Origin of the sequence: Mammaliicoccus sp. G-M28 (assembly GCF_022386595.1) — a bacterium.
In the GTDB taxonomy this organism is placed as follows: domain Bacteria; phylum Bacillota; class Bacilli; order Staphylococcales; family Staphylococcaceae; genus Mammaliicoccus; species Mammaliicoccus fleurettii.
In genome coordinates, this window is sequence record NZ_JAJNIF010000003.1 from 173,909 (window position 1) to 192,405 (window position 18,497).

At 30.6% G+C, this 18,497-nt stretch carries 19 protein-coding genes; 17 read left to right on the forward strand and 2 right to left on the reverse strand.

What is annotated here, in order from left to right; genetic code table 11:
* Positions 1 to 6 precede the first annotated feature (6 nt).
* The 5 genes from rsfS to LQ609_RS04585 all read left to right on the forward strand — a co-directional run bounded on the left by rsfS (position 7) and on the right by LQ609_RS04585 (position 4,618).
* A complete protein-coding gene (rsfS, locus tag LQ609_RS04565; protein ID WP_239734377.1) occupies positions 7 to 363 on the forward strand; it encodes a ribosome silencing factor in 357 nt (118 codons plus the stop codon).
* Complete coding sequence (locus LQ609_RS04570; protein ID WP_239734378.1) at positions 363 to 1,079, forward strand: class I SAM-dependent DNA methyltransferase; 717 nt, start codon at positions 363 to 365, stop codon at positions 1,077 to 1,079. Before rsfS ends, LQ609_RS04570 begins: the two co-directional genes overlap by 1 nt.
* Positions 1,080 to 1,125: 46 nt before the next feature.
* Positions 1,126 to 1,773, forward strand: coding sequence for a helix-hairpin-helix domain-containing protein (locus LQ609_RS04575; protein WP_239734379.1), 648 nt, complete (start codon positions 1,126 to 1,128; stop codon positions 1,771 to 1,773).
* A 61-nt stretch (positions 1,774 to 1,834) separates the two neighbouring features.
* A complete protein-coding gene (locus LQ609_RS04580) occupies positions 1,835 to 2,290 on the forward strand; it encodes a ComE operon protein 2 (RefSeq protein ID WP_078356501.1) in 456 nt (151 codons plus the stop codon).
* Between the two features lie 141 nt (positions 2,291 to 2,431).
* On the forward strand, positions 2,432 to 4,618 hold the full coding sequence (locus LQ609_RS04585) for a DNA internalization-related competence protein ComEC/Rec2 (protein ID WP_239734380.1): 2,187 nt from the start codon (positions 2,432 to 2,434) through the stop codon (positions 4,616 to 4,618).
* A gap of 41 nt (positions 4,619 to 4,659) precedes the next feature.
* On the opposite strand, the gene LQ609_RS04590 is transcribed toward LQ609_RS04585, so the two are convergent.
* Complete coding sequence (locus LQ609_RS04590; RefSeq protein ID WP_078356503.1) at positions 4,660 to 4,797, reverse strand: YqzM family protein; 138 nt, start codon at positions 4,795 to 4,797, stop codon at positions 4,660 to 4,662.
* A 91-nt stretch (positions 4,798 to 4,888) separates the two neighbouring features.
* Between LQ609_RS04590 and holA the strand changes: the two genes are divergently transcribed.
* The gene (holA, locus tag LQ609_RS04595; protein ID WP_239734381.1) at positions 4,889 to 5,863 is read left to right on the forward strand and encodes a DNA polymerase III subunit delta; all 975 of its coding nucleotides are present in this window, start codon (positions 4,889 to 4,891) and stop codon (positions 5,861 to 5,863) included.
* 38 nt (positions 5,864 to 5,901) lie between these two features.
* Here the strand turns inward: holA and rpsT are convergent, their stop codons facing one another.
* Entirely contained in the window at positions 5,902 to 6,153 is a 252-nt protein-coding gene (gene rpsT, locus LQ609_RS04600) for a 30S ribosomal protein S20 (protein WP_078356505.1), read from the reverse strand.
* A 234-nt stretch (positions 6,154 to 6,387) separates the two neighbouring features.
* On the opposite strand from rpsT, the gene lepA reads away from it, so the two are divergent.
* From lepA to LQ609_RS04655, 11 genes are all read left to right on the forward strand, one after another.
* Positions 6,388 to 8,211 (forward strand): translation elongation factor 4, encoded by a 1,824-nt coding sequence (gene lepA, locus LQ609_RS04605; RefSeq protein WP_078356506.1) that lies wholly within the window; start codon positions 6,388 to 6,390, stop codon positions 8,209 to 8,211.
* Positions 8,212 to 8,265: 54 nt separating this feature from the next.
* Positions 8,266 to 9,384 carry a radical SAM family heme chaperone HemW gene (gene hemW / locus LQ609_RS04610; protein WP_239734382.1) on the forward strand — a complete coding sequence of 373 codons (1,119 nt, stop codon included), beginning with the start codon at positions 8,266 to 8,268 and terminating at the stop codon, positions 9,382 to 9,384.
* 116 nt (positions 9,385 to 9,500) lie between these two features.
* A complete protein-coding gene (gene hrcA / locus LQ609_RS04615) occupies positions 9,501 to 10,475 on the forward strand; it encodes a heat-inducible transcriptional repressor HrcA (protein WP_218702720.1) in 975 nt (324 codons plus the stop codon).
* 24 nt (positions 10,476 to 10,499) lie between these two features.
* A complete protein-coding gene (gene grpE, locus LQ609_RS04620; RefSeq protein ID WP_239734383.1) occupies positions 10,500 to 11,093 on the forward strand; it encodes a nucleotide exchange factor GrpE in 594 nt (197 codons plus the stop codon).
* Positions 11,094 to 11,137: 44 nt separating this feature from the next.
* Entirely contained in the window at positions 11,138 to 12,973 is a 1,836-nt protein-coding gene (gene dnaK, locus LQ609_RS04625) for a molecular chaperone DnaK (RefSeq protein WP_078356510.1), read from the forward strand.
* A 94-nt stretch (positions 12,974 to 13,067) separates the two neighbouring features.
* Positions 13,068 to 14,201: a molecular chaperone DnaJ gene (gene dnaJ / locus LQ609_RS04630; protein WP_078356511.1), complete on the forward strand. Its 1,134-nt coding sequence runs from the start codon at positions 13,068 to 13,070 to the stop codon at positions 14,199 to 14,201.
* A gap of 3 nt (positions 14,202 to 14,204) precedes the next feature.
* A complete protein-coding gene (prmA, locus tag LQ609_RS04635) occupies positions 14,205 to 15,137 on the forward strand; it encodes a 50S ribosomal protein L11 methyltransferase (protein WP_239734384.1) in 933 nt (310 codons plus the stop codon).
* 8 nt (positions 15,138 to 15,145) lie between these two features.
* Positions 15,146 to 15,895 carry a 16S rRNA (uracil(1498)-N(3))-methyltransferase gene (locus LQ609_RS04640; protein ID WP_078356513.1) on the forward strand — a complete coding sequence of 250 codons (750 nt, stop codon included), beginning with the start codon at positions 15,146 to 15,148 and terminating at the stop codon, positions 15,893 to 15,895.
* 6 nt (positions 15,896 to 15,901) lie between these two features.
* On the forward strand, positions 15,902 to 17,248 hold the full coding sequence (mtaB, locus tag LQ609_RS04645) for a tRNA (N(6)-L-threonylcarbamoyladenosine(37)-C(2))-methylthiotransferase MtaB (RefSeq protein ID WP_208143777.1): 1,347 nt from the start codon (positions 15,902 to 15,904) through the stop codon (positions 17,246 to 17,248).
* Positions 17,249 to 17,374: 126 nt separating this feature from the next.
* Positions 17,375 to 17,551, forward strand: coding sequence for a 30S ribosomal protein S21 (rpsU, locus tag LQ609_RS04650; protein ID WP_016910862.1), 177 nt, complete (start codon positions 17,375 to 17,377; stop codon positions 17,549 to 17,551).
* A gap of 216 nt (positions 17,552 to 17,767) precedes the next feature.
* Positions 17,768 to 18,484, forward strand: a complete 717-nt coding sequence (locus LQ609_RS04655; protein WP_404932018.1) for an NfeD family protein — start codon at positions 17,768 to 17,770, stop codon at positions 18,482 to 18,484.
* Positions 18,485 to 18,497 lie beyond the last annotated feature (13 nt).

The following is an 18,497-nucleotide window of genomic DNA, read 5'->3' on the forward strand; positions in this document are numbered from 1 at the left end:
GGTTAAATGAACTCGAATGAATTAATGAAACAAAGTGTATTAGCATGTGATGATAAGCGTGCTGAAGATATTATAGCAATTAATATGCAAGGTATAAGTGACATTTCGGATTATTTTGTTATTTGTCATGGTAATAGTGATAAGCAAGTTCAAGCTATCGCTAGAAATGTTAAAGATGAAGCTGAAATTAATGACATAAATGTAAAAAGATTAGAAGGTTTTAACGAAGCAAGATGGATATTAATCGACTTAGGTGATGTAGTTGTTCATGTTTTCCATAGAGAAGAACGTGATTATTATAATTTAGAAAGATTATATAAAGATGCACCACCATTCATTACTTTAGATGAGGTTGCTAATTAATGGCATACAATCGTATGAGCAATTATTATGACTTATTAACTGATGATCAGCCATATGACAAATGGAAAGAAATAGTCGGTCATTTTTTAAAAAGTAATGATAATGAAATTTTAGATATTGGTTGTGGCACTGGGAGGCTAACTACTAAACTTTTAGACTTTGGTAATGTTAGTGGCCTTGATTTAAGTGCTGAAATGTTAGAAATAGCTGAAAGTCGAAATCCAAATATTGATTGGTATTGCCAAGATATGAGGGATTTAGATTTGCCAAAAAATTATGATGTCATTACGATATTTTGTGATAGTTTAAACTATGTTACTGATCCGGAAGATGTTCTTCAAGTATTTAACTATATAAACAATTACTTAAATAAAGATGGTTTACTTATTTTTGATGTTCATTCAATTCATAAAATGAATCATCAGTTTAATAATTGTAACTATATTGATGAATCAGAACATTTAACTTTAACTTGGCAAGCAATTGCAGGCGAAGAACCGAATAGTGTATATCATCAAATGTCATTTTTTGCTGAAAGAGAAGATGGTTTATACGAAAGATTTGATGAAGAACATTATCAAATAACATTTGAAATACCATTATATAAACAACTTTTAGAATTTGCTGGTTTTGAAGTGAAGAACGTTTTTACAGATTTTAATATCGATGATTACAATGAAGATGGCGATAGACATTTTATTGTTGCGCAAAAATAAGTAATCATTTACACCTCTTACGTTTAATAAAGTAGGAGGTGTTTTTTTGAATAATGTTATAAAAATAAAAGATTGGATACGTAACAATTATCATTTCGTTTTAATAGGCGTAATTTTATTATTTGTTGTATTTAAATTTTTATTTATTGAGCCAGACTCAGAACAAATGAATACGGAAGATCGTTCAATTCATCGTGAGGCGATTGAAACGTCCATTGAGAACAAAGATAAACAAGAGTTAGCAAAGTCATCACCAGAAGAAAAAGTAAATAAAAATGTCATTGTAGATGTGAAAGGTGCAGTCAATTTTCCGAATACATATAACATGAAAACATCAGATAGAGTAGATGATGTATTAAAGAAAGCACAAATAAAAGGCAACGCAGATATTACAAAAATAAACTTATCTGAGAAATTAAAGGACCAAATGTATATTTATGTGCCATCACAAGGAGAACATGTTTCTAGTGCAATGTTAAATCAGCCCACAGAAAACAAGATAGAAGTTAATATAAATACAGGTGATAAAGCAGAAATAGAAAAATTACCAGGTATTGGTCCTAATAAAGCAGAAGCAATCGTACAATATAGGGAAACAAAAGGCGAGTTTAAGACTATTGAAGATTTAAAAAAAGTTAAAGGTTTTGGAGAAAAAACAGTTGAATCATTAAAGGAATATATTGTATTAGATTGAAATTGCAATTACACTTTTAAATAATTACAATAAGGTTATATGAAAGGTAGGTCGATATGGAATGGAAAGAATACAATGGAAAGAATATTTTATGGCTCAAAGTCATCTCTTATCATTAAGATCAACATGTGAAAGACTATCGGTTGGCGCTACAATCGTGAAAGATAATAGAGTAATTGCTGGTGGCTATAATGGATCAGTTTCTGGAGAAGAACATTGTATCGATAATGGTTGTTTAGTGGTAGATGGTCACTGTATTAGAACAATACATGCTGAAATGAATGCTATTATTCAATGTGCTAAACTCGGTGTTTCTACAGAAGGCGCAACAATATATGTTACACACTTTCCATGTTTAAATTGTACTAAGACAATAATTCAAGCAGGTATTAAACAAATTTATTATGCTGAAGATTATCATAATCATACATATGCAATTCAGTTATTAGAACAGTCAGGTGTACATTATGAAAAAATTGATTTTCATCCACAAGATATTATTAAATATTTGAATTAATGGTTGAATAAATATATGTGGTTTTATTTTGCACTTTATTTATTATGTGGCTATATTTTTCATCTAAATTTATATGTAGGATTATCCATACTCATTATCATTTCGTTAAGCTGTTTTATTAAGCTCCACTCGTTTAAAATAATGATAATGAGTTTATCGTTTATCTTCATGGGCTATTTAACATATCCAAAGTTATTATTACCTCAAATTGATTCTTTTAATATTCCTATTGATCATAAAAGTTACACTAACGTAATAGAATTTGGAGATAAAGTGCTTATAGATGGAGATTTTTTTCAAGCTAATGGCGATATAAATGGTAAATCATATAAAGTGTTTTACAAATTGAAAAATGAACATGAAAAAAATAAGCTTTTAAACACAATGCCATTTATGAAGAATTGCATCATTACTTATAACAAAACAATCACGTTGCCTAACACTAACAATTTAAAGTTTAATTATAACGAATATTTGCTAGAGCATGAAATAGACGGAGTATTAAAACTGAAAAATTTTTCAGTAGGAAGTTGTAAAAAGCGTTATTTAAATGTTATTGAGAAGGGACAACTATACAGAGAGAGGTTAATACAAAATCTTAAAAAACTAGACGTAAAAAATATAGATGATATTATTGCCTTAACTTTAGGTGAAACACGTTATTTATCATCTGAAAGAATAGAGCAATTAAAAAAATTAGGAATTTATCATTTGTATGCTGTTAGTGGTTCTCATGTTGCATTAGTCAATGTATTTTTATTTCGATTTTTACTAAGAATTAATGTGAAATACAACCATGCGGAGTTGATTATTTTTATAGCATTGCCGTTATATGCCATTTTGACAGGTTTAAGTCCTAGCGTTTTAAGAGCTGTTGGTGTCGTTATGGTATATATGGTTATTAAAAGAATTACGAATATTGATTCATTGCAAATTTTATCTATTACATTCATTTTATATACCCTTTATAATCCTTATGTCATATTTGACATTGGCTTCCAATTATCTTATATTATCTCCACATTTATCCTATTATGTATTCCAATTATTAAAACATTTACAACCTTCTATAAAATATTCACCATAAATATAATATCGCAATTATCCTCATTTATTATTTTGATTCTCCACTTTAATACTTTTCAATGGCTCGGTTTTATAAGTAATTTTATTTTTATTCCACTTTTTGAGCTAATAATATTTCCTCTCGTAATGACATTTTTAATCATATTTATCATATTTAAAAAAGTACCATTTTTATTGAGTGATGTTATTGAAACCTTACTAAGTAAAACAATTGACTTAATTGAGAAAATAAATAATATACCAATCAATGATTTAGTTGTTAGAAATCTAGATGGATTTTTATATTTTTTAATATTTATGATTGTGGTAACAATTTCAATTTTAGTGCTTAAAAAACATATCGTTAAATCAATAACTATATTTTCAATATTAATTTTAGCTATATCCATAAGACCAAATTATGATAGGGTGATTTTGAAGTTTTTAGATATAGGTCAAGGAGACGCAATGATTGCTTATCATCAAGATGTAGATAAAGTAGTTATGATTGATACAGGAGGCAAAGATAAGAGAAAGAAGAAAAAATGGCAAATTAGGAATAAAGAATTTACTTATACTGATTCAGTGCTAGTACCTGAATTACATGAGAATGGCTATAATCGAATTGATTATTTAATCATTTCGCATCCTCATGCTGACCATATGGGTGAATTGAGCAATTTGATAAAGAAAGTTGAAATTAAAAATTTAGTTATCAATCAAAAGACGTGGGATAGTCCATATTTAAAGTTATTAATAAGTGAAGTTGCTAATACTAACACAAATATAATAGATAGTAGAGATATCAATAAATTAAAAATTGGTGAATCTATTTATCAATTATATAATAATGATAGTGAAAATCATGAAGATAAAAATGATACTTCTATCGTTACAGAAATAAGAGCATACAATAAAAAAATACTGGCAACAGGAGATGCAACAGAAAGAGTAGAAGATATTATAATAAATGATTTAAAACAAAACTATGATCTTTTAAAAGTTGGTCACCATGGTAGTTCAACTAGTACAAGTGATAAATTTTTATATAAAGTAAACCCTAAATTATGTGTCATTAGTTCAGGTCGTAACAATAGATATGGATTGCCAAGCCAGAAAATAGTAAAAAAACTTGAAGGAAATAAATGTAAAGTCTTTAATACACAAGATTATGGAGTGATAAACTTTGTAATCGAAGAAAATAGTATTAGAGTCAATAATGGATTAAATGAGTATAATAAAAAAGCGTACAAAAATCATTGAATTTTTATACGCTTTATAAAAATGGTCTTATTATGTAAATCTTAATTTGGAAGTAAACTAAATACTTGAGCAATTATATAAATTGCAGCCAAGAATAAGAAACCAACTAAAAATCCCATTCCAGAGTCTTTAACGTCATTGTTACGCCCTTGAGTATTTTCACCTTCAAATCTGTTCATATGACTCCCTCCTATACTTACATTCATTATATGATAATAAACTTAAAAATGCTATACTTAATTAGAACTTTATAAGAGAGGGAGACTTATTTTGGAAGATAATATTGTGTTGAATTATGGTGCAGTAGATGCACTAATAGAGAAAAAATCTGACGAAATTATCAATCAATATTTAGATGGAGAACGCGATGAGTTCAACTATGTAAAATATGATTTATATGAGACATCCATTTCGAGCGCAATTGAAGAAGCATTAACTTTACCATTCCTCTCAGATAAGAAAGTTGTACATATTAAGAATGCATACCTTTTTACAGGAGAAAAAGTAACAAATAATATTAATCAAAATGACGATCAATTGATTGGTTTTATTGAGCAATATGACGGGGAAACATTAGTTGTTTTTGATGTATTCAATGAAAAGTTAGATGAAAGGAAAAAGTTAGTCAAATCTGTTAAGAAAAATGCTAGATTAAATAAAATTGATCAAATGACAGAGCAAGAAATAAAACAGTGGATTAAGTCTTATTTAAATGAACAATACAAAGATATTAAAGAAGATGCATTAGTAGCGTTCTTAGAGCTTACAGGTATACAGTTTAATATAATAAAAGCTGAACTTGATAAATTAGTATTATTTATAGGCGATGAAGCGGTAATAAATAAACAAGATGTAAAAGATATTGTGAGTCGTTCGTTAGAGCAAAACGTATTTTTACTTACAGAATATATACAAAAAGGGCAGAAAGAGAAGTCTATAAACTTATTGAAAGATTTAATTAATATGAAAGAAGAGCCTATTAAACTATTAGCATTGATAACAAGTAATTATAGATTATATTATCAATGTAAAATATTAGCTAGTAAGCATTATAGTGAACAACAAATAGCTAAAACAATAGGCGTTCATCCATATAGAGTTAAACTTGCACTTCGTATAGTGAGGAAATTATCTTTGGAAAGATTGTTAGCAACAATTGATGTATGTGCAGAAACAGACTATGATTTAAAATCGTCATATATGGATAAAGTGCTTATTTTAGAACTATTCATCTTAAAAATATAAAAATAAAAAAGCTACAGAAAATTCTGTAGCTTTATTAATTAGTTAGCTTTAGACATTAAGCTTGATTTAATTCTATCAGCTTTATTTGAATGGATTAAGTTCTTTTTAGAAGCTTTATCAATTTTTTTAACAGCTAATGAAACTAATTCACCTTTGTTATCAGCATTATTTTCGATAGCAGTTCTAGCAGCTTTTACAGCTGAACGCATATCATTTTTTTGTGATATGTTTGCAGCGTCTTTCTTTTCTGTTACAGAAACACGTTTAATTGCAGATTTAATGTTTGGCATGAGAGTCACCTCCTAAGTATGTTGTCCGTGATCAAAAATTATTTGATTGCAACAAAAAATATTTTATCAAATGTAGGACATAAGTGCAATCATTATTTGCACATTCCTTATAAAGCATACCACTTTATTGTTAGTTTGGTAATACGTTTGCATTTATTTCATAAAGACGGTATCATATCAAAGATGCGACTTACATTTAAGAGATGTAAAATTAACGAGAAAGTTGGAGTTCAAATGGACAGAACTAAACGCCTAGAGCGCCAAAATAAAATTAGAAACTTTTCAATTATTGCTCACATTGATCATGGTAAATCAACGTTAGCAGATAGAATATTGGAAAATACTAAAACTGTAGAGACAAGAGACATGAAAGCACAATTGCTTGATTCTATGGATCTTGAAAGAGAACGTGGTATTACGATTAAACTTAATGCTGTTCGATTGAACTATACAGCAAAAGATGGGGAAACATATATTTTACACTTAATAGACACACCAGGACATGTCGACTTTACATATGAAGTTTCACGTTCTTTGGCAGCGTGTGAAGGTGCGATATTAGTAGTAGATGCTGCTCAAGGGATAGAAGCTCAAACTTTAGCTAATGTTTATTTAGCGTTAGATAACGATTTGGAATTAATACCAGTGGTTAACAAAATTGATTTGCCTGCTGCTGAGCCTGAACGTGTGAAACAAGAAATTGAAGACGTAATTGGTTTAGATGCAAGTGATGCCGTTTTAGCTAGTGCTAAAGCCAATATTGGAATTGAAGATATTTTAGAAAAAGTAGTAGAAATGGTTCCGCCTCCTGAAGGTGATCCTGAGAATCCATTACAAGCCTTAATATTTGATTCTTCATTTGATGCATACAGAGGCGTAATTTCTTCAATTAGAGTAGTTGAAGGTTCTGTTAAAGCAGGAGATAAAATTCAAATGATGTCTACTGGGAAGACATTTGAAGTTACAGAAGTAGGTATTAATACACCTAAACAACTTCCAGTTCAAAATTTATCAGTTGGTGATGTAGGTTATATTGTTGCATCTATTAAAAATGTTGGAGATTCAAACGTTGGTGATACTATAACATTAGCGAATAGACCTGCTGAAAAACCACTACAAGGATATAAAAAAATGAATCCAATGGTATTCTGTGGATTATATCCGATTGATAATAGTAAATATAATGATTTAAGAGAAGCGTTAGAGAGATTACAACTTAATGATGCTTCATTAGAATTTGAAGCTGAGACTTCGCAAGCACTAGGATTTGGTTTTAGAACTGGATTTTTAGGATTATTGCATATGGAAATCATTCAAGAGAGAATTGAGAGAGAGTTTAATATTGAATTGATTGCTACTGCTCCTTCAGTTGTATATGAATGTGAACTAACAGATGGAGAAAAAGTTCAAATAGATAATCCGTCACAATTTCCAGACCCACAAAAAATAAATACAATTTATGAACCATATGTTAAAGCAACAATGATGGTTCCTAATGATTATGTCGGTGCTGTTATGGAACTGTGTCAGAAAAAACGTGGTAACTTTAAAACAATGGATTATTTAGATGATATTAGAGTGAATATTATTTATGAAATTCCATTATCAGAAGTTGTGTTTGATTTCTTCGATCAGCTAAAATCTAATACAAAAGGTTATGCTTCGTTTGATTACGAACTAATTGGATATCAAGAAAGTACATTAGTTAAGATGGATATACTTTTAAATAGTGAAAAAGTGGATGCATTAAGTTTTATCGTTCATAAAGATTTTGCATATGATAGAGGAAAAGTAATAGTTGAAAAATTAAAAAAATTAATCCCAAGACAACAATTTGAAGTGCCAGTTCAAGCAGCAATTGGTAATAAAATAGTCGCACGTACAAATATTAAATCGATGGGTAAAAATGTATTAGCAAAATGTTATGGTGGAGATATTAGCCGTAAACGTAAATTACTTGAAAAACAAAAAGCAGGTAAAGCTAAAATGAAATCAGTAGGTAATGTTGAAATACCTCAAGATGCATTCTTAGCTGTACTTAAAATGGATGAAGACTAATTTTGAAACAGCTGCATAATATGTAGCTGTTTCTATTTTTAAAGGAGAGTTTATATGGCTAAAAGTGTATATATTCATATACCTTTCTGTGTGAGAATTTGTACTTATTGTGATTTTAATAAGTTTTATATAGCCAATCAACCAGTTGATGAATATTTAGATTGCTTGATTAAAGAAATGGCAACTAGGGAAGATAAAATAGTTGAAACAATGTTCGTAGGTGGTGGTACACCTACAGCTTTATCAGAACTACAATTAGAAAAATTGCTTCAAGCGATTAATGACTTGTTCGTAATTACAAAAGAATATACTTTTGAAGCTAATCCAGATGAATTGACTGAAGCTAAAATAAAATTATTAAAACAATATGGCGTAAATAGATTGTCGTTAGGTGTTCAAACATTTGACGATGAATTGCTTAAAGTGTTAGGAAGAACACATCATAGTGGAGATATTGAAAAAGCAGTCAACTTATCTAGAAAGCATCAAATTGATTCTGTTAGTCTAGACTTAATGTTTCATTTGCCAGGACAAACATTAAAACAATTTGATGACTCACTAAACAAAGCATTAGCGCTAGATGTTGATCATATCTCAAGCTATGCACTTATACTTGAACCAAAAACTCAATTTTATAATTTATATAGAAAAGGTAAATTAAAATTACCAAATGAAGATTTAGGGGAAGAGATGTATCAGCATTTAAAGGAAAAAATGAAAAATTCAAATTTAAATCAATATGAAATCTCAAACTTTTCAAAGTCTGGACATGAATCCCTACATAATATGGTTTATTGGAAAAACGAAGAATATTACGGATTTGGTGCAGGTGCGCATGGCTATATAAAAGGGGTTCGATATGGAAACATTAACCCCGTTAATCAATACATTAAAAAGATTAATCATAATGAAATGCCAAAATTACAAAGTAGCGATGTATCTATTAAAGAACAAATGGAAGAGGAAATGTTTCTTGGTCTAAGAATGACTGCAGGTGTTTCCAAGTCAAAATTTAAAAATAAATTCAAAAGATCAATAGAAGATGTGTTCGGTGATCATGTTAATGAATTAACTTCAAGAGAATTATTAATAGATGAAAATGATTATTTACGTTTGAGTAATAGAGGTCAAAACATTGGTAATGAAGTGTTTGAGAGATTTTTGTTAAGTTAAATATTATTTTGAAAAAAGTTTTGAAAAATCGAATGCTTTAACGTTGACTTTCTTTGACCAATTTGATAAATTGTAATTAGCACTTGATAAGAGAGAGTGCTAATCGAGGTGATGACATGATTACTGAGAGACAATTACAAATATTAAATGTGATTGTTGAGGATTATGTTGAGTTAGGACAACCAATAGGTTCTAAGTCGATTATCGAAAGGCATCAATTGCCTATAAGTCCAGCAACAGTTAGAAATGAAATGAAGCAACTTGAAGATTTAGATTTGTTAGAAAAGACACATACATCATCTGGGCGTATTCCTTCTGAAAGTGGAATTAGACATTATGTAGATCAATTACTAAAGTCTAAGTCACAAAGTAAGAAAAGCGCAAATTGGTTTAATCAATTCCATGATGAAAACCAATATGATGTAAATGCTATGCTCAAATGGTTAGCTTTAGAAATATCAAATCGTTCACATTATACGACTGTTGTACTTGGACCAAATAAATTTTCAAGATATATATTTGAAATTCATTTTGTTAGAGTCAACCCTACTCATCTAATGAGTGTCATTGTATTTACTGATGGATATGTTGAGAAAATTCATGTTCAGGTATTAGAATCTTTGAATCAGCAACAAATAGAGAAACTAATGAACTATTTAAATCAACATTTTAAGCAAAATACTTTATCTACAATGATAAACACGTTAGAATCATTAACGTTGTCATTCATAGATCGCAACTTTATCAAGAAGTTTAAACATGCATTATTAACTCAAATTAATAATCAAAGTGAAGAAATGTTTCTAGGTGGAAAGATGCACCTGATTGAGGCAATGGATGTTACGAATATAACGATGATTCAATCTATATTAAAATATCTTGAATCAGAACGCATTGCTCAATTTTTAAATGAAACGACTAATGATTCAATAAGTGTCAATATTGGACAAGAAATTAATAAAGACTTACATGGTATATCGATTGTAAGTACAAATTATGAAATTTCTGGAGATATAAGCGGTCATTTAGCCGTTATCGGTCCAACTGCTATGCATTATAACAAAGTGATTCAATTACTGAATCATTTTTAAATAAGAAAATATGGAGGGCATGAAATGACGGAAGAAAAGCAAAATGAACAATTCGACGAAACAAATGATCAAGCTCATTCTGTCGCTACTGAAGAAGCAGAAGCAAATACTCATGATTCAGTAGAAGATGTAGAAGAGGTTGAAGAAGAAAAGTTAGTCGAAATTCCGGAAGCTGAACTCGAACAATTAAAACAAAAAGCTGATGAAGAAGAAGAAAAATACTTACGTTTATATGCGGAATTTGAAAATTATAAACGTAGAATGAAACAAGAATCTAGTATCATGAAAGACTATCAAGCACAAAGAGTGCTTACTGATGTATTACCTGCTTTAGATAACATGGATCGCGCTTTACAACAAGATGGCGAATCTGAAGACTTTTTAACATTCAAAAAGGGTGTTGATATGGTTTATAACGATTTACTAAGATCATTGAAAGATAATGGATTAGAAGAAATTGAATCGTATAATAAACAATTCGATCCAAATATACATCAAGCAGTAATGCAAGATAGTAATCCTGATTTCGAATCAGGTGTCGTAACTGAAGAACTACAAAGAGGTTATAAATTAAAAGACCGCGTTCTTCGACCAGCAATGGTTAAAGTGAACGAATAAATAATTTAATTCAAACGTAACTATAAATTGGAGGAATAATTATTATGAGTAAAGTAATAGGTATAGACTTAGGTACAACAAATTCAGTAGTATCAGTATTAGAAGGTGGAGAACCTAAAGTAATTCAAAACCCAGAAGGTAACAGAACAACACCATCAGTAGTAGCATTTAAAGATGGAGAAACACAAGTTGGTGAAGTTGCTAAACGTCAAGCAGTAACAAACCCTAACACAATTCAATCAGTTAAACGTCATATGGGTACTGATTATAAAGAAAAAGTAGAAGATAAAGAGTATACACCACAAGAAATTTCAGCAATGATTTTACAAAACTTAAAATCAACTGCAGAAAGCTATTTAGGAGAAAGTGTTTCTAAAGCAGTAATCACTGTTCCTGCATATTTCAATGACTCTGAACGTCAAGCTACTAAAGATGCTGGTAAAATTGCTGGTTTAGAAGTAGAACGTATCATTAACGAACCTACTGCAGCTGCATTAGCATACGGTTTAGATAAAACTGAAACTGATCAAAAAGTATTAGTATTTGACCTTGGTGGCGGTACTTTCGACGTATCTATCCTTGAATTAGGTGACGGTGTATTTGAAGTATTAGCTACAGCAGGTGACAATAAACTAGGTGGGGACGACTTTGATGATGTTATCATTAAACACTTAGTTGAAGAATTTAAAAAAGAAAATGGTATAGATTTATCACAAGATAAAATGGCAGTACAACGTCTTAAAGACGCAGCTGAAAAAGCTAAAAAAGATTTATCAGGTGTATCTTCAACACAAATTTCATTACCATTCATTTCAGGTGGAGCAAATGGACCATTACACTTAGAAACTACTTTATCAAGAGCTAAATTTGAATCATTAACAAGTGAATTAGTTGAAAGAACTATGGGTCCAACTAAACAAGCTATGAAAGATGCTGGTTTATCTAATTCTGAAATTGACGAAGTAATTTTAGTTGGTGGATCAACTCGTATCCCAGCTGTACAAGAAGCGATCAAAAAAGAAATTGGTAAAGAACCAAACAAAGGTGTTAACCCTGATGAAGTTGTAGCAATGGGTGCAGCTATTCAAGGTGGCGTTATCACTGGTGATGTTAAAGATGTAGTATTACTTGATGTTACACCATTGTCTTTAGGTATTGAAACTATGGGTGGCGTATCTACAGTATTAATTGAAAGAAATACAACAATTCCAACATCTAAATCACAAGTGTTCTCTACAGCAGCTGATAATCAACCAGCAGTAGATATTCACGTGTTACAAGGTGAACGTCAATTAGCAGCAGATAACAAAACACTTGGTAGATTCCAATTAACTGATATTCCACCAGCACCACGTGGCGTACCTCAAATTGAAGTATCATTTGATATCGATAAAAATGGTATCGTAAATGTTACAGCTAAAGATTTAGGAACTAACAAAGAACAAAAAATTACAATCGAATCAAGTTCATCATTATCTGATGAAGAAATCGATCGTATGGTACAAGATGCAGAAAAAAATGCTGAAGAAGACAAAAAACGTCGTGAAGAAATAGATGTAAGAAACGAAGCAGACCAAATGGTATTTACTGTTGAAAAAACATTAACTGATCTTGGTGATAATGTTGATGAAAGCGAAAAAGCTAAAGCTGAAGATGCTAAAGAAGAATTGAAAAAAGCATTAGAAGGCACTGATATAGAAGACATCAGAACTAAAAAAGATGCGCTTCAAGAAATCGTTCAACAATTATCAGTAAAAATGTATGAACAAGCTGCTCAAGCACAACAAGGTGCTGAATCAGCTGAAGGCCAATCTACTTCAAACGATGACGACGTAGTTGATGCTGATTATACAGAAGTTAACGAAGACGATAAAAAATAATACTCATTATTAAAAAGTCAAAGTCAATGTGATTGGCTTTGACTTTTTTAATGCATATCCGTATTATAAATCAGTGTGTAAAGGAGAGATTATATTGGCAAAAAGAGATTATTATGAAGTGCTAGGTGTATCTAAAGATGCTTCTAAAGACGAAATAAAAAAAGCTTATAGAAAATTATCAAAAAAGTTCCATCCTGACATTAATCAGGAAGAAGGTGCTGACGCTAAATTCAAGGAAATATCTGAGGCTTATGAAATATTAAGTGATGAAAATAAGCGTGCTCAATATGACCGTTTTGGACATAATGGACCGCAACAAGGTTTCGGTGGTTCACAAGGATTTGGTGGACAAGACTTCTCTGGATTCGGTGGATTTGAAGATATATTTGGTTCATTCTTTGGTGGCGGTGGCGCTAGAAGAGATCCTAACGCTCCAAGACAAGGTGATGATTTACAATACAGTATGACTCTAACATTTGAAGAAGCTGTATTCGGTACTGAAAAAGATATTACAGTTCGCAAAGACGTTGAATGTGATACTTGTCATGGTAAAGGCGCTAAACCAGGAACTAAGAAAAAAACATGTACTTATTGTAATGGTCAAGGACATGTAACAGTAGAACAAAATACTATTCTTGGAAGAATGCAAACTCAAAAAGTTTGTCCTGAATGTGAAGGTTCTGGAGAAATATTCGAAGAAAAATGTTCAGATTGTCATGGTAAAGGTACACAAAACAAAAAAGTTACAATTAAAGTTAAAGTACCTGAAGGCGTTGATAATGACCAACAAATACGTCTTGCAGGCAAAGGTGGTCCAGGTGTTAATGGTGGTCCAGCTGGTGATTTATATGTAGTATTTAGAGTTAAACCTCATAATAAATTCAGACGTGAAGGCGATGATATATTCTATGATCTAAACCTTTCATTCCCACAAGCAGCACTTGGTGATGAAATAACGGTCCCTACACTAACTGGTAATGTATCTCTATCTGTTCCTGCAGGTACTCAAACAGGTAAACAGTTTAGACTACGAGAAAAAGGTGTACAAAATGTTCATGGTTATGGAAAAGGTGATTATTTTGTAACTGTTAAAGTTGTAACTCCAGATAAAATGACAGAAAGACAAGAAGAACTTCTTCGTGAGTTTGCTGAAATTGGTGGAGAAGATTTAACAGAACAACCATCTAGTTTAAAAGATAGAGCCAAAAAGTTTTTTAAAGGAGAATAGCCTGTGAATTGGATTGAGTATTCTATAATGATTAATAAAGAAGCAGAACCAGTTGTTACTGCTCTTTTAAATGAATTAGGAGCAAATGGAGTAGTAATTGAAGATTCAGCTGAATTAGAAAAAGACCATGCAGATGTATATGGTGAAATATATGAGTTGAATCCTAACGACTATCCTGATAACGATATTAGGATAAAATGTTACTTTAATGAATTAGTCTTTACAGATGATTTAGAAAAAGAAATTAAAGTTTCAATTGCTGATGTCGAAGGAATAAATTCAGAAATTCTTTCTTTTTCTAAAACAATAATTAAAGAATCTGATTGGGAAAATGAGTGGAAAAATTATTTCCATCCATTTAAAGCTTCTGAGAGATTTGCTATAGTACCAAGTTGGGAAGAAGAAGAATATGATAACCAAGATGATGATTTATGTATAAAACTTGATCCCGGAATGGCATTTGGAACTGGTGACCATCCAACAACAAGCATGTGTCTGAAGCATATAGAAGAAGTTGTGAACCCAAACCATAAAGTTATTGATGTTGGTACTGGTTCAGGTATTTTAAGTATTGCTTGTCATTTGCTTGGTGTCAAATCAATAAAAGCTGTAGATTTAGATGATTTAGCTATTAAAGTTGCTAAGGAAAACTTCGAGAAAAATAATTGTGAGCAAGATATATTAGCTGATACAGGTAATTTATTGACTGAAGAAACTGAACAGTATGATGTGATTATTGCAAATATTTTGGCACATATCATTGATTTAATGATTGAGGATAGTTATACAAGGCTAAACGATAATGGTTACTTTATTACTTCTGGAATTATAGAAGAAAAATCTGATGAAATTATTGAAAAACTAAAAGAAACTGGTTATACTATCGAAAAAGTATTACGAGAAGATGGATGGGTTTCAATAAGAGCTAGAAAGTAGGAGAAATGATGCAAAGATATTTCTTACTCGAAAACGCTGAGTTAAATCAGCGTTTTTTTATACATAATACTGATGATATACATCATATTAAAAATGTGATGCGTATGAATGTGGAACAAAAAATTATTTTAACTTTTAAAGATAAAAAATCTCTAATTTCTGAAATAACTGCTTATCATGATGATTGTATTGAAGTACTTACACTTGAAGATACAACAAGACAAACTGAACTTCCTATTGAAGTCACAATTGCTAGTGGACTCATTAAAGGTGACAAATACGAATGGATGATTCAAAAAGCAACAGAGATGGGTGCTCATCATTTTATTGCGGTTCAATCAGAAAGATCAATTGTTAAATTAGAAGAAAAGAAACTTCATAAGAAACTCGAAAGATGGCAAAAAATTGTAAAAGAAGCAAGCGAGCAAAGTATGAGGCTTACAATTCCAGATATTAAGTATAAATCGAATTTTAAAGGTATTTATGATAATATGAATGAATATGATTATATATTAATAGCTTATGAAGAAGAGGCAAAACGTGGGGAAACAAGTAAATTACATCAAATTGGTTCTAATCTTAAACATGGACAGAAAATTTTAATTATTTTTGGTCCAGAAGGTGGCTTAACAGAAAGTGAAGTCCATCTTTTTAAAGATGCAGTAAAGATGAGTTTAGGACCTAGAATTTTAAGGGCTGAAACTGCTCCATTGTATGCTTTAGCTGCTTTAAGCTATCAATTAGAATTAATGAGGTGAATATATTTGGCTACAGTAGCGTTCCATACTTTAGGTTGTAAAGTTAATCATTATGAGACTGAAGCGATTTGGCAATTATTTAAGGAAAATGATTACGAAAGAGTAGAATTTGAAACAAATGCTGACGTGTTTATTATAAACACATGCACTGTTACAAACACTGGGGATAAAAAAAGTAGACAAGTAATCAGACGAGCTATTCGTAAAAATCCAGATGCAGTTGTTTGTGTAACGGGTTGTTACGCTCAGACTTCTCCAGCAGAAATCATGGCAATACCTGGTGTTGATATAGTTGTAGGTACTCAAGATAGACATAAATTACTTTCTTATATTGAAGAATATAAGCAAAGTAGACAACCAATTAATGGTGTAGGTAATATTATGAAGAACAGAAAATATGAAGAATTAGAAGTACCATATTTTACTGACAGAACTCGCGCATCATTAAAAATCCAAGAAGGATGTAATAACTTCTGTACATTTTGCATCATTCCGTGGGCAAGAGGCTTAATGAGATCAAGAGATCCTGAACAAGTTGTGAGTCAAGCAACAACTTTAGTTAATTCAGGATATAAAGAAATCGTTTTAACTGGTATTCATACAGGTGGCTATGGTGAAGATTTAAAAGACTATAACTTAGCACAACTTCTTAGAGATTTGGAACAAGTTGAGAATCTTGAAAGAATTAGAATTTCTTCAATTGAAGCAAGTCAACTTACTGATGAGGTGATTGATGTAATTGATAAGTCTACTAAAGTAGTAAGACATTTACACATTCCATTACAATCAGGATCAGATACTGTGTTAAAACGTATGAGAAGAAAGTATACGATGGCACACTTCTCTGAAAGGTTGCAGAAACTTCATAAAGCATTACCTGGTTTAGCTGTAACAAGTGATGTTATTGTTGGTTTCCCTGGTGAAACTGAAGAAGAATTTCAAGAAACATATGATTTTATCGTGAAACACCAATTTTCAGAATTACATGTATTCCCTTATTCTATGAGAACAGGTACACCAGCTGCACGAATGACAGATCAAGTTGATGAAGATGTTAAGAATGATCGTGTGCATCGCCTAATTGAGTTATCTAACCAATTAGCAAAAGACTATGCATCTAAATTTGATCAAACTGTTTTAGAAGTTATTCCCGAAGAGAGTGGTTCATCTGAAGGGAAATTAATTGGTTATGCTGATAATTACATGAAGATTGAATTTGATGGCGATGAAACATTAATTGGTGAAATAGTGAAAGTTAAAGTAATGACACCAGGTTATCCTATAAATGAAGGAAAACTTGTAAAAGTAGTCAATCATGCAACTAATAAAGATGAAAGATTAGTTACATTTTAATATTCATAACAAATGATTATTGACTTAAAAAATGAGTTATTTTATAATGTTAAAGTACATAGTAATTTATTTACTATGTAAATGACATATAAAGCTTTGTTGATATTTGGAGGGAGGGAAATACAGATGTCTAAAACAGTAGTTCGTAAAAACGAATCAATCGAAGATGCATTACGTCGCTTTAAACGTACAGTTTCAAAAAGCGGTACGATTCAAGAAGTGCGTAAACGTGAGTTCTATGAAAAACCAAGCGTTAAGCGTAAGAAGAAATCAGAAGCAGCTCGTAAACGTAAAGTTAAATAATTAATAGTTTATTGAACTCCCTCAATGAATATTAATTAATTATAATGAACAAATTTAACGTTTAAAATGTATGAAGAACACATAAACATCTTGTTTATGTGTTCTTTTGCTTATATTAAAAATATTTAAGTACATATATATATATATAAAATAATACGTGTATACGTTTTAGTTCGTAGTTGTTTTATTGTATAATATTAATGAGGGGTGAGATTATTGACATCAGCGTATGAATACATATTTGCTTTTATTCAACATAATTTGAATTTAGGTATTGTTTCAAGTCATAGTATTTCAACTATTGGCGACTTTATAACTTCGCCTCTAGTGACGTTAATTTTGACTTGTATTATTTTTCTTGGCGCTCTTTATCAATTATATTCTGAACATATTAATTTTGCTGGAATTTTAAGTTTCATTTGTACACTTATATTCTTTATAGGTTACGTTATAATTGATGAAATAAGTTTGATTTCTGTTTTACTTTTTAGTATTGGAGCGTTATTAGTAATAATTGAATTATTTGTTATTGGCGCAATTTTGGGTATCCTAGGCTTTGTAGCTATTATAGGTAGTTTTATATTAGTTGGAGAGAATATATTAGTTATGGGTATGATTATTGCTGTAGCATTAATTTTAACGACGATAGAGTGGGTGATATTAGTGAAAGGATTTAATCGTAAAATACCATTCTTTGATAAAGTCATTCTTAGAGATTCTACAAATAAAGAATCTGGCTATACATCTCACGAAGATAGAAGTCATTTGATTGGCAAAATATGTACAACATACACTGCATTAAGGCCCTCAGGCATTATCCTTGTTGATGATGAAAGAATAGATGCTGTTTCAGATGGTACATTTATTCAGAATGATAAACAAGTAAAGATTGTACAGGTTGAAGGTACAAGAGTTGTTGTAAGAGAAATTTAAGATAGTGAAGGAG